The organism is Paenibacillus sp. FSL K6-0276, from assembly GCF_037977235.1.
GTDB lineage: Bacteria > Bacillota > Bacilli > Paenibacillales > Paenibacillaceae > Paenibacillus_AQ.
On the sequence record NZ_CP150276.1, the window covers coordinates 5115188 to 5127067 of the forward strand.

Annotated in this window: 10 protein-coding genes; 8 read left to right on the forward strand and 2 right to left on the reverse strand. The window is 46.2% G+C overall.

Annotated features, from left to right (window positions below):
* The first annotated feature begins 10 nt into the window (after positions 1–10).
* The 7 genes from efeO (at position 11) to nagA (ending at position 8445) form a co-directional block, all read left to right on the forward strand.
* Positions 11–892 carry an iron uptake system protein EfeO gene (gene efeO / locus MHH52_RS24120; protein ID WP_340004836.1) on the forward strand — a complete coding sequence of 294 codons (882 nt, stop codon included), beginning with the start codon at positions 11–13 and terminating at the stop codon, positions 890–892.
* 5 nt (positions 893–897) lie between these two features.
* Positions 898–2229 carry an iron uptake transporter deferrochelatase/peroxidase subunit gene (gene efeB / locus MHH52_RS24125; protein WP_340004837.1) on the forward strand — a complete coding sequence of 444 codons (1332 nt, stop codon included), beginning with the start codon at positions 898–900 and terminating at the stop codon, positions 2227–2229.
* Between the two features lie 60 nt (positions 2230–2289).
* On the forward strand, positions 2290–4089 hold the full coding sequence (locus MHH52_RS24130; RefSeq protein ID WP_340004838.1) for an FTR1 family protein: 1800 nt from the start codon (positions 2290–2292) through the stop codon (positions 4087–4089).
* Positions 4090–4379: 290 nt separating this feature from the next.
* Entirely contained in the window at positions 4380–5357 is a 978-nt protein-coding gene (locus MHH52_RS24135; protein WP_340004839.1) for a LacI family DNA-binding transcriptional regulator, read from the forward strand.
* A 303-nt stretch (positions 5358–5660) separates the two neighbouring features.
* Positions 5661–6539 carry a MurR/RpiR family transcriptional regulator gene (locus MHH52_RS24140; RefSeq protein ID WP_313641331.1) on the forward strand — a complete coding sequence of 293 codons (879 nt, stop codon included), beginning with the start codon at positions 5661–5663 and terminating at the stop codon, positions 6537–6539.
* Positions 6539–7267 (forward strand): glucosamine-6-phosphate deaminase, encoded by a 729-nt coding sequence (gene nagB / locus MHH52_RS24145; RefSeq protein WP_313641330.1) that lies wholly within the window; start codon positions 6539–6541, stop codon positions 7265–7267. Before MHH52_RS24140 ends, nagB begins: the two co-directional genes overlap by 1 nt.
* On the forward strand, positions 7255–8445 hold the full coding sequence (gene nagA / locus MHH52_RS24150; RefSeq protein ID WP_340004841.1) for an N-acetylglucosamine-6-phosphate deacetylase: 1191 nt from the start codon (positions 7255–7257) through the stop codon (positions 8443–8445). Before nagB ends, nagA begins: the two co-directional genes overlap by 13 nt.
* Before the next feature lie 83 nt (positions 8446–8528).
* Here nagA and MHH52_RS24155 read toward each other — a convergent pair whose 3' ends face one another.
* The gene (locus MHH52_RS24155) at positions 8529–9563 is read right to left on the reverse strand and encodes a YhcN/YlaJ family sporulation lipoprotein (RefSeq protein ID WP_340004843.1); all 1035 of its coding nucleotides are present in this window, start codon (positions 9561–9563) and stop codon (positions 8529–8531) included.
* Positions 9564–9736: 173 nt separating this feature from the next.
* Here MHH52_RS24155 and MHH52_RS24160 point away from each other — a divergent pair, with 173 nt between their 5' ends.
* Positions 9737–10807 carry a glycosyltransferase family 4 protein gene (locus MHH52_RS24160; RefSeq protein ID WP_340004845.1) on the forward strand — a complete coding sequence of 357 codons (1071 nt, stop codon included), beginning with the start codon at positions 9737–9739 and terminating at the stop codon, positions 10805–10807.
* Between the two features lie 208 nt (positions 10808–11015).
* Here MHH52_RS24160 and MHH52_RS24165 read toward each other — a convergent pair whose 3' ends face one another.
* Entirely contained in the window at positions 11016–11870 is an 855-nt protein-coding gene (locus MHH52_RS24165; protein WP_340004847.1) for a glycosyltransferase, read from the reverse strand.
* Positions 11871–11880 lie beyond the last annotated feature (10 nt).

Genomic DNA, 11880 nt, shown 5'->3' on the forward strand with positions numbered 1-11880 from the left:
GTTTTATTAAATGAGATTCACATATGCTGTGCCTGCAGGTTTGCTTGCAGCCTCCATACTATTTACCGGATGTGCCAGTAACAACAATGACAGCAACACTAGCAACAATAATTCTACTAATGCTGCTAACAGCACCGCAGCAACGAATACTGCTGCAGCAACCACTGCCGACTTCACATCAGCTGTTGATCAATATCGTACATATGTCATCGAGCAATGTGATGAATTTGTAAAGCAAACAGAGAATTTCACAAACGCAGTTAAAGAAGCAAAGATTGAAGAAGCGAAGGCACTCTACGCCCCAGCTCGTATGTATTACGAACGGATTGAGCCGATTGCAGAAGCCCTTGGTGATTTGGATCCGAATATTGATGCTCGCGAGAATGATGTAGAAGCGGCTGAATGGCGTGGCTTCCACAAGCTCGAGAAAGCGCTCTGGCAGGACAATACAACCAAAGATATGACTGAATTTGCAGACCAATTGCTGAAAGATGCGCAGCTGTTGCGTGCAAAAGTGGAGATCGTAGAGATCGATGCCAATCTGCTTGTTACTGGTGCTGTAGAACTTCTTAATGAGGTTTCTTCTTCCAAAGTAACAGGTGAGGAAGAACGTTACTCCCACACGGATCTGTATGATTTCGTCGCTAATGTTGAAGGCGCCCAAAAGATATACGAGCTGTTAAAGCCAGAACTGGCTAAAAAAGATGCAGAGCTGGAAAAAACGATTGGTGAACGGTTCGCAGCCTTGCAAGCTGAGCTGGCCCCTTTCAAATCTGGAGATGGATATGTTTCCTATGAAGAACTGAAAGAAGAAGACGTGCGTAAATTAAGTCAGAATTTAGACGCATTAGCTGAGCCATTGTCCAATATGGGAACTATTCTAGGAGTGTGAGCATCATGAAGAAGCAAAATAGATTCACCGGTTTACCAGCTAATGCTGATAGTACCCCTCTCAATGAGGATACAAAGAGCAATCATATATTAGATAAAAAGCTAAGCCGCCGCGATATGCTGCGGCTTACTGGCGCCACTAGCCTTGGTTTGCTATTAGGTGGTGGAGGTGTGGGCGGAATTATGGCTACGCGAAATACTGCAGCTGAGCCAACGATAGCCTCCGATGGTGACTCCATTCCTTTCTACGGGAGTCATCAGGCCGGAATTCTAACACCTGCGCAGAATTTTATTTACTTCGCAGCTTTTGATCTCACCACAACGAAGCTAGCTGATGTAAAAAAGCTAATGCAGGCATGGACAACTGCCGCGGCTTCTCTTACTACTGGCAGCCTCATTGGCGACGTCAATGACAATCCTAATCTCCCACCCTCCGATACAGGTGAAGTGGATGGTTTAAACCCTTCACGCTGTACGCTCACCTTTGGTATCGGACCTTCTTTTTTTGACAACAGATTCGGTTTATCTTCCAAACGTCCAACCCTATTAGCCGATCTTCCTGCATTTACAGGAGACAACCTAGATCCAAAGTGGTGTGGTGGAGATATTTGTGTCCAGGCCTGTGCTGATGATCTGCAGGTGGCCTTCCATGCCATCCGAAATCTGGCACGTATCGCCCGTGGTACAGCCGTTCTACGCTGGACACAGGAAGGCTTCCAACGCACAGGTGCAGCAGATCCTAAAGGAGCAACGCCGCGTAATCTTCTGGGTTTCAAAGATGGTACGGGAAATCCCGATACTACAAATGAAGCGGAAATGAACAACGTCGTCTGGAACAGTAGTAGCGACGGTCCTTCATGGATGAGCGGCGGCACTTATATGGCAGTTCGCCGTGTACGTTTTCGAATTGAGGTCTGGGACCGTTCCTCTCTAAGCGATCAAGAAGCCACCTTCGGCCGTTATCGACATAACGGAGCACCTATCGGTGCAAAGGATGAATTCGATGATCTGAATCTTAAAGCGGCTGATGCTTCCGGGAAGCCCGTCATCCCGCCGGATTCACATTCAGCCTTAGCGCATGGTGACGGCACAGTCAAAATGCTGCGTCGCTCCTACTCCATTTCCAGCGGATTAGATATCGCAACAGGTCAACTCGATGCAGGGTTATTATTCATCAGTTTTCAACGGGATTTAATGAAGCAATTTGTTGCGATCCAGCAGCGCCTCTCCAAAAGTGATCGGCTAAACGAATATATGACTCATACAGGCAGCGCGGTATTTGCCTGCTTCCCAGGCATCCGCAAAGGCGGTTACATCGGGGAAGCACTTTTAGGCTAAGCCAGCCCCTAAGTTTCCCAATCGAATGTTCCTGTCCATTATTGAAAGGGGATTATCCCGATGTACTCTCTTAATAAACGGCTGCTATCGAAGGCAGCCGTACTGATTCTGTTTAGCATCATATGTATACTGATGCTATCTAACCCGGCGAGGGCGGAGGGTGATGGCTCGGTCGATGAGCTCCTGCCGCCTGTCGGCAGCGCGCTCGTCGAAGCCGGCCAGAGCCGCTGGGACGCGGCCGCCGCCGATGTAGAAGCGTTCGCTGCGCTATGGCGCACCACGAACGCGAACACGCCGGACCCGGCACTCGCCGGTCCGGCTGCCGCCGTTGACGCCGCGCTTGCAGACGCGGCGGCGGCCCTTGCGGCGGGCGATAGTGCGCCCGCCAAGACCGCACTGTCCACGCTCGCAAGAAGCGTGGACGCGTATGTCACCGCCGCCTCCGGCACGGACGGCGGTGACACTGGAGCCGCCGGCCGCGAGACGGCGGCGAAGCTGTTACCCGCGGCGGAACGCACGCGGGATGCGGCGCGCAGCGCCGACTGGAGCGCGGCAGCGGTAGCGTACCGCGACATCGTCAGCGGATGGAAGCCGGCAGAGCGCAACATCCGGGCCGACAATTCCGCCGTCTACAGCTTGCTGGAGACGAAGATAAGCCTGCTGCGCATCGCGCTGCAGGCAGAACCGCTCCGCGAAGAGTCGGCGAAATCAGAAGCAGAAGCCTTGTATCAGCTGCTTGCCGATTACAGTGAAGGCAAAGCAATTGATGCTGGAGATGCTTCCAGTAAGCCAGCATCTATAGAAGGACTGATCAGCTACCTGAACAAAGCTTCTTCCACCGCAAAAGCAGGCAACAGTGCCGAAGCGGCTAATATCATGGAGCAGTTCATCGTGACCTGGCCATCTGCTGAAGGACAGGTACAGATCGCTTCTCCGGCGGTCTATACCAATATCGAAAACGAGAGTGCAGCGGTCACTGGCTATCTGCTCTCTAATCCACCTAAGCTAGATCAAGCCTTAAAGATTATGGATAATATGGTCACTGAGCTGACTCCCTTGGCTGGTGAGACCACCTATAATGCTTGGGATGCAGCGCTAATTCTTCTGCGTGAAGGACTGGAGGCAATCCTCGTATTGTCTGCCCTTCTTGCCTACCTGAAGCGCGATGGCAACGCAAAAGCACAGAAATGGATTTGGTCTGGCGCAGCTGTAGGACTTGTAGCGAGTATCGGATTAGCCGTTCTGCTCACTTATACCATTTCCCGCGCAGCAGCCGGCGGAGCACGTGAGATGATTGAAGGCATCACTGGCCTTGTTGCCGTAATTATGATGCTTACGATTGGACGCTGGCTGCATAGCAAATCAAATACTGCAAATTGGAACAACTATGTTGGACGGCAAGTGGATGGAGCATTAGCCAAGGGTAATCTCTGGTCATTGTCTTCCGTAGCAGCGCTTGCGATTTTACGTGAAGGTGCAGAAACCACTATTTTTTATGTAGGGATGGCCCCTTCAATCAAACTGTCTCAATTGCTGCTAGGTATCGGAAGTGCTTTAATTATTCTAGGCATTGTAGGATACGCAATTATTGCCTTAAGTGCAAAATTGCCGATTGCCGCCTTCTTCCGTACGGCTACACTTCTTATTTATTATCTAGTGTTCCGCTTTCTAGGGGAGAGCATTCACTCCCTTCAGGTCGCTGGGAAACTTCCCGCACATGTACAAGATGGCTTGCCTTCTATAAGCTGGCTCGGGATGTATCCGACTTGGGAAACTTTGCTTCCACAGCTACTTGTCCTCGCGTTTATTGTGTGGGAGATGTTACGCAATAGAGCACCAAGAGCTTCACGAGCGGCATAACCACAAAATAGAAACGGTTGTCATCCTTTAACGATGACAACCGTTTTTCTTAGCATTTAAAAGAAACTGATCCAATGACCTTTACATTAGAAATGAAATTAGATGTACCGGTCCGTCACGCCCGTTAGGTTACGCCGGTTTAGTCCGGTAATCCCTTGCAATTACAGTCTAATTTATGAAATGGATTCCATAGCAAGCTTTTTATTTGGGAGGTAATTTTCGGACGATATGATAGAATAAAAAGACTATACACTACACATAAGCACCAAAGGGAGGCTGTTGTTCCTCTAATGGCTAATATAAAAGAAATCGCCCGTATGGCTGGTGTTTCCGTGACAACGGTCTCGCGAGTACTTAATAATCATCCTTATGTAAGTGAAGACAAAAGAACCGCTGTCCTAAATACGATTGAAAAATTAAACTACACGCGTAATATGAACGCCGTGCATCTAATTACCGGCCGTACCCAAGCTATTGCGGTTATTATCCCTAATATCAATCTTTTTTATTTCTCTGTAATTATTGAAGGCTTGGCCCAAGAAGCGCTGCTAGCGCAATACCGGCTGATTCTGTGCCAGACCGATTATCGTCCTGAAGAAGAGCTCAAGGTGCTGGAGATGCTGCGCAACAAAGAAATTGACGGCGTAGTAATTGTATCTACGAGAATGAACTCAGAAGTCATAGAAGAATATACAGCATATGGCCCGATAGTAATCTGCCAAGATAGAGGCGAACGCCGCTTCTCTTCTGTGTATATTGAGCATTATTCCGCTTTTCGCTCCGGCCTGCAGTACTTGAGTGATAAGGGGTACCGACAGATCGGTTACTGTGAAGGCAGACAGCATGGCAGCAGTAGTTCCATCCGGCAAATTGCCTTTAGTGACTTTCTAGCCGCTACAGGACAGCCTTTTCATGAAGAATGGATGATGTATGACTGTATGAATGAAGAGGATGGTGGGCGTATACTGCACCAACTGCTGAAAATGAAGAAGCGGCCCAATGCCCTGATTATAACAGGCGATCATGTGGCAGCTGGTCTAATCATCGAAGCGTGGAAGAACGGTATCCGCATTCCTGAGGATCTGGCGGTCATCGGATTTGACGACCAGCCGATCGGGCGAACTTTGGGTCTCACCACCATAGATAACCAGTTGCCCGAAATGGGCGCTACAGCTTTTCGGATCATCTATGATCAGATCCAGAATAATGATGGACAACCGGTACACCGTAAGCTTGAGTATCGCATTATTGAACGTTCTTCGGTATAGCACTGTTCAGATGCTGTCCAAAAACGGTCTACTTCGCAGCCTTCTGCGAGTAGGCCGTTTTTTTAAAGAGTTTATATGTTCCACGCTATAAATTATCCTTATATTTCTCACTTAAACGCTTACCGCCCTTATGAGGACGCCGAAGGCGTTTATGCTTGTTGCATATTATCCTTTTTGTATTCATTTTTACCCCTTGCATCTGGATAGATTTTGTTTTATTCTGAGTATGAAAATAATTTTCTTGTTTTTATATGTAATTTTAAAAATAATTTCAAAAGCCACATTAGAAAACGAGGTGGATTGATGTCCCCAATTTTGTATGCACTTGAGCATGAAAAGTCCAAGCTCTCCCAAATGGAGCGCAAGCTAGCGGAACGGATCCTGTCATCACCAGGTGAAATTGTTCATATGGGCATCACAGAACTAGCGGAACAATGCGGTATTAGTCCTGCTACCATCACACGTTTTTGCAAGGTTCTGCATTTCAAAGGCTTTCCAGATTTCAAAGTAAAGTTAGCTGCTGAAATTGCTCATAGCGATGCAGCACCTCAGGATGGCAGTTCTTCTTATCAAGATATTGTTGCAGGTAACCCGCTTTCCGTTATTGTGGAAGCGATGCAAACGAATCACCTGACATCCATCCGGGATACAACTTCACTTCTAGATCTGGAACGACTACAGGCAGCCGTTAATTTATTGTGCCAAGCACGGCGAGTGGATCTGTACGGGATGGCAACTTCCTCCATTGTTGCTCAGGATTTCTATCAGAAGCTAATCCGCATTGGCGTGAATTGCACCGCTTTTGCTGATTCCCATATGCAGATTACATCTGCTTCTTCGCTCTCCAAAGGTGATGTCGTATTCGCAGTATCGTATTCCGGAGAAACCCCAGAGACCATCGATGCCTTAACCTGTGCCAAAGCCAGCGGAGCAAGTACTATTGCTCTAACCTCTTACGGCAGCAGCACCTTGGCTACTCTAGCTGATATTCCACTGTTCTCCTCCTCCTTGGAAAAAGGAATGCGACGGGGAGACATGGCCTCACGTATTGCCCAGCTACACATCATTGATATTTTGTTTACTGGAATGGTCAGCACCCGTTTTGGGGATTTTATTCCTAGACTGGAGCAATCTTATCTGAATGTCCAACATTACCGAAACAAACGAGGAGGTCAATCTTAATGAATATTCTTAAGTTCAATAGTGATGAAGATTTTGTACAAACGGGTGCGAATCTTATCGCCAGCCTGCTGCAAAGCAATCCTAAAGCCGTGCTCGGTCTTGCGACCGGAAGTTCTCCAGTTGGTGTTTATGCCAAATTGGTTGAAATGCACAAAAAAGGACTTGTAAGCTTCTCGAAAGCCACTTCCTTCAATCTTGATGAGTATATCGGATTGCCTGTCGATCATCCGCAGAGCTATCGCAGCTTCATGAACGAGCAATTATTCAATCATATCGATATTGACCTCGGACAGACACATATCCCTAACGGCAATGCAGCAGATATGGAAGTGGAATGCCTCGCTTACGACAAAATGCTAGAAGAGCATGGACCGGTTGACTTGCAGATCCTCGGTATTGGAAGCAACGGCCACATCGGGTTCAATGAACCAGATGCCAACCTCAGCAGCAAAACCCATGTCGTTGATTTGCTTGAAGACACACGGGAAGCTAATGCCAGATTCTTCGACACTTTGGACGACGTACCCCGCCAAGCGATAACCATGGGCATCGGTGGTATTCTAAAAGCTCGCCAGATTCTATTGTTAGTACGCGGTGCTGGCAAAGCTGAAGCCATCCGGAATGCCGTTGAAGGTCCGATTACTACCCAATGCCCTGCATCTCTGCTGCAGAGCCATCCGAATGTAATCGTCCTTGTAGATGAAGGAGCAGGAAAATGGCTGAAATAAACAAAGAACTAGGGAAGTTACTATTCGGTAAAGTGCTGACTCCCCAAGGATTAATTGAGCATGGCGTAATTGCTGTATCCGGTGAGCAGATTCATTATGCCGGCGAGGCAGCATGGCTTCCAGATGTTTATGCTCACTGGCCTGCTAGTGGTAAAGCTGGGGGAGATCTTCTCATCCCTGGATTTGTAGATGTGCATGTACATGGTGGAGCTGGCCACGACTTTATGTATAGTGATAACGAATCACTCGACGCGATTACAAAATTTCACAGTTCCCAAGGAACAACTACAATGCTGGCTACGACCATGACCGCTGCCAAGTCTGCTATTGACCAAGTGTTCTCCGAAGTGAGCGCATATCGCGCCACTGAGATGCCGTACACACAAATCGCGGGCATGCATCTGGAAGGACCGTTCATCAGCCCGAAATGGTCTGGCGCTCAGAATCCTGAGCATATTGTTCTTGCCAATATCGAGTGGCTGGAACAATGGGAGAACGATTACCCAAGCATGATCCGGCAAGTCACATTGGCTCCGGAACGCGAAGGCGCACTCGAGGCTATCTTCTGGCTACGTAAGCATGGTATTACCGCTGCTCTCGGTCACACCGATGCATCCTTTGAAGAGGTCATTGCCGCGGCAGATGCCGGATTAAGTCAAGCCGTGCATATGTTTAATGCGATGACACCACTACATCACCGCAAACCTGGAGCCGCTGGCGCTATACTGTTCGATAAGCGCATACGTGCGGAAATTATTGCCGATGGCATACATGTTCATCCTGCAGCCATTTCTCTAGTGGCTAATCTAAAAAAAGATAACAATTTGTTATTAATTACAGATGCCATGTCTGCGACTGGACTTAGTGATGGTGAATATACGATCGGTGATTTACCTGTGCTGGTTCAAGATGGCATCGCCACACTTAAAGATAACCCTGCTGCTTTGGCGGGTAGTACACTTACGATGATTCGTGGCTTCCGTTATCTCATACAGGAGGTAGGTCTTAGCCTAGAAGAGGCCTCCCGCGCTGCAAGTCATACTCCCGCAATGTCTATTGGAATGGAGCGTTCCATCGGTACCTTGGAATCCGGAAAACGCGGCGATATTCTACGGCTTGACGCTGAATTGAATTTGCAAGGCGTATGGATTGGCGGTCGCCCAATTACCATTCAATAAGATGCCTGTATAACAAAAAAGCAACAATTCTCGCCATAAAGGTGAGGACTGTTGCTTTTTTTGTTTATAAATCAAACTATTTATTAATAATTATGCGTCGGGAAGATACGCTCTACCATGGTACTGAATTCATCAACAAAGCCTTTAATCGGATGACCTGCTTTTACCTCATCGGCATAGAAGCTGGCGCGTTCCACAAAGTCTGGATTTGCAGATACGTATACATCCTTAATTCTTGCATCATGTTTTTTAACTTCGGCAGCGATTTTTGCTTTGATTTCTTTAGTAACTGTATCTGTTCCTTTCATATTCAAGGTGTTATTTGTGTTATTCATATGAGTTATATTGTTCATATGAGTTGAATTGTTCATGTGTGTTGTATTGTTAGTGTAGTTCGTATGATTTTTGTGCGTCATGCCATTGGTATTATTCGTATAGTTTGGAGTGGTACTGCGAATGCCCATTCCGTTACCAGTACCAGTACCTATCCCCATATTGACGTCATGTTTCGATCCGTTGCTGTTCAGCAGAGGTCCATTATTATAAGTATGGGTTCCTGTACCTGTTCCTAAACTTCCCATATCGGTTGTTCCATTTCCGTGAGTACCCACACCTGTCGTGCCAATCCCCATACTTGCAGGTCCGGTACTTGTTGTACCAGGGACTGTATTAACAGTGCCTCTTGGGGTTCCGTTCGTACCATTCGTTACGGCCCCTGTACCAGACATTACCCCAGTCGGTCCATAATTGTGAGGAGTTGTAGACGATTTTGCTCGATAGGATGTGGTACCTTTAGCCCGAAGATCAGTAGATGCATCATTTAATGTTACGGCTACATACGCATTCTTTCCTGCAAGCATTACATTCGCCGTACGGACTTCAGGCATAGCAGCAATACGATCTGCGAGCTCCTGACTGACTTCCATCTTAGTAATATTATGCGTACCCATCGTTCCCCCGGGTACGGAGTTTACACCGATACGTCCGTCATTTACCCCCCGGGCACTATTAGTTTGCACATTGGTTTTCTCTGCCGTGTTAGTCCCACACCCTGTAATACTCACCAAGCCTAGAAGTAATGCGGCTGAGACTGACATGCTGATCTTGGATCGCATCATGAATTCATCCTCCATCTCTATTGTTGTATGTGTGCAGCGTAACAATCATTAGGATGACCTTCCGGAGAACAAGCTATCCTGAAAGGATTTGGGAGTGGAGTACCCTCACCTCACTCAATCGACGGCGTATTGTATTTACATAAAGTAAATTGAACAGCAAAGGGGGAGAACTCTTGAGAGTCCTATTTACCTTTTATATTCCGAGCGGAGGAATGGAAACGCTAAACCGTATGCGCTGCAAAGAACTGTCCAAACATAACATCGAATGCCATCTTCTCTATTCACGAGCAGGATCAGGAATTCATAACATGTTCAGTGTCACTACTTATATCACCTCTCAAGATGAGGATATTGGGCAGATCATTCATCAGCATAATTATGATGTCATTATCGTAACTTCCGATTATGTAATGCTGGAACGACTCAGGCGTATTGGATATACCGGCTTATTAATTTTCGAAGCTCAGGGTCTCGGGATGCAAGAAGATGCTGTCAATTTGCTAACTAAAGCCAAACCTTTTCTACTCGCGTATTGTAATGCGGTTATTCTACCTCCTTCCTTGCATTTAATGGGGCTTTTTATGGAAATGTTCCCTTCTTTACCTCGCTTCATCTTTCCCAACTTATTGGATACCAATTTATTTCATTACATCCCAAATACTCCTCCTCCTTATCCTGTCTTAGCATGGGTCGGTAGGTTGGAACCGAATAAGAATTGGCTGCATTATCTGTCCATATCGCACCATATTGTCCAAGTTCACCCCACCGCTCAGCTCTGGATGTTCAACGATTCACAATTGTCTGTTCCTGAGGAGCAAGCGCATTTTCAGGCTATCGTCGAACAACTCGGTCTAGGTCCTAAATTACTGATACTGGATAACATCCCTAACCAAGAAATGCCGGTCTTCCTCTCTTTAATAGGTGACTCCGGCGGACTTCTGCTCTCTACATCATTGCTCGAAGGCTTCGGTTACGCCGTTGCAGAGGCGATCAGTTGCAGATGCCCGGTGTTAAGTTCCGATTCGGATGGGGTTCGTATTTCTGTTAAGCATAATGTTACTGGCAAATTATATAGCCAAGGGAGTATCGAACAGGCGGTTCAAGAGGCCTTAGAATTAATAGAAAATCAACAATTGCGAGACGAAATTCGATCAGAAGGAGTAAAACATATTTCAACTGAACTCTCTCCTGAGCAGTATGTCAGAGCTTTTAGTGAAGTAATGAATGCACTTGGAATATTTTAAAAAAAGAAATAAACAAATGAGTAAGTAAAAACCGCTTCCCCAGCACATCTTAAGTTGGAGGGAAGCGGTTAGGTTTGGTTACATTGCATAAGAACAGATGGGAAAAATGGATAAGTGTTCTTCCGATCTTCGCGTAGAGTACGGACATAGCCAGCACAAATGCTTTCAAAAATATTGCATGACCTGGAGCTAACAGGTACTTTGTTTATTATGCATAAGACGATAATACTTTCATAAAAGCAACTTGGTCATAGACTCTTGTCTCCAAATTTTTCTTCAGTAATTTTCGCAGCCAATTTTTTTTACGATCTGTATCGGAGAATCCCTTACCATCAAACAGGCTCAAATGTGCGGAAAACTCCTCTTCACTTACCTCAACACCCAGTCTCATAAGTTGCTCATATTTAATTCGTTGCGCCTGTTCAACTTGGTCTGTATAATAGCTTTTACTGATTTGAGCATCATGTAATCGGTAATATAACAAAACTTCGGGTACATTCGACAGTTTCGTAACGTGAGAAAGTTGAGACCATAATTGATAATCCTCTGCGTAGTTGTAGGAGGTATCATATTGAAGCGAATTGTTAACTAGAATTTCTCTCCTTAGTATGACTGAGGGATGGGCTAAGCAGCAATTAAACATCAATCTACACTTAACCTCATCTGGCTGTTCCGGTTGATACCAAACTTCTTCACTTCCCATTACTTGTACATTGCTTCCACATACTCCGACATTCGGATGGCTGTCCATATAGGATAATTGCCTACTGAATCTATTTGGAAGGCTAAAATCATCTGAATCCATACGAGCTATGAACTCACCAACAGCCATTTGAAGTCCTTTATTCAGACTCTCAGTAACTCCACAATTCACCGTATTGTCTATCCGCTTGATTCTTGGATCACTATATCTTTCTATTATATCTCCACTGTTATCCGTCGAACCGTCATTAATAATGATGAATTCAAAATCGGAAAATGTCTGGTCCAATATACTTTTTATTGCACTGTCTAAGTAAGCCTCATTGTTGTAAACTGGCATCAATACAGAGATTTTCGGCAATGAAATCCCC